Source organism: Planctomonas deserti (assembly GCF_003067705.1).
Classification (GTDB): Bacteria; Actinomycetota; Actinomycetes; order Actinomycetales; family Microbacteriaceae; genus Planctomonas; species Planctomonas deserti.
Genome location: NZ_QANL01000016.1, coordinates 1 through 940, shown reverse-complemented (window position 1 = coordinate 940; position 940 = coordinate 1). Strand labels below are relative to the sequence as shown.

At 67.7% G+C, this 940-nt stretch carries 2 protein-coding genes; one reads left to right on the top strand and one right to left on the bottom strand.

Annotation, left to right across the window (positions count from 1 at the left end; all coding sequences use genetic code 11):
- Positions 1-502 (top strand): ferric reductase-like transmembrane domain-containing protein (locus DAI20_RS19240; protein WP_108252872.1); only part of this gene is annotated, 502 nt, incomplete at its 5' end.
- Positions 503-514: 12 nt separating this feature from the next.
- Here the strand turns inward: DAI20_RS19240 and DAI20_RS19235 are convergent.
- Positions 515-940, bottom strand: a 426-nt coding sequence (locus DAI20_RS19235) for a metallophosphoesterase (RefSeq protein ID WP_497802632.1), incomplete at its 5' end; no start/stop codon positions are given.

Genomic DNA, 940 nt, shown 5'->3' with positions numbered 1-940 from the left:
AGCGTTCACGGCATCGTCGTTCGCCAGCCTTCTGCCCGGCCCGTTCACCCGGTTGCTGCTGCGCGAACGGCGCGTCATCGGCCTGTCGTTCGCGTTCTCGCACCTGCTGCATGCAATTGCCATCACCAGTTTCGGCATCCTCAACCCGGCGTTCTGGCCAGCACGATCCGCGCTGGCAAACCTCCCGGGCACAGTGGGCTACATCGCCATCCTGGCGCTGGCCATCACCTCGCACCGGGGGCTCGCCCGGCGCATGGGACCCACCGCCTGGCGTCGCCTGCACGTCACCGGCATGTGGACCATCGCGGCGGTGTTTACCTACTCGTACTTCAAGCGCGTGCCGGGCAACTTCTGGTATGCGGTGCCGTCGGCGCTGCTGTTCACCGCCTTCGTGGTGCGCTGGATCGCCAAGCGGGCGCAGGCGCTGCGTCGAAGTGCGCATGCGTGCCCCGCGCAGTTGGGCACAGAGTCAGAGCCCTTCGCCGGTGGCAAAGGGATCTGACCCCAGTAGAGATCACGGCGCGCCGCGCAACGTCACCAGGGTAATCTCCGATGGAGCGCCGATGCGCGCCGGGAAACCGGCCCACAGCCCTGCACCGTTGCTCACGTACAGGGTCATGCCGTCCACTTCATAACGCCCGGAGACATAGCCATCGTTGGCCCGCTTCACCAACTGGTCCATGCCGATGATCTGCCCGCCGTGGGTATGCCCGGACAGCTGCAGCTTCACCCCACGCGCCGCCGCCTCGCGCGCATTGCGCGGGCGATGATCAAGCAGGATCACCGGCGCGGACGGATCGGCACCGGCCAACGCGGCCTCCAGATCCGGCAGCGGCAGGCCGTAGCGCGCGGCCACCGGATCGGTGACACCGGCGATGGTCAGCGCCGCATCGCCGCGCCGCACCTGCAGATGACTGTTCTCCAGCACCTGCATGTGCAG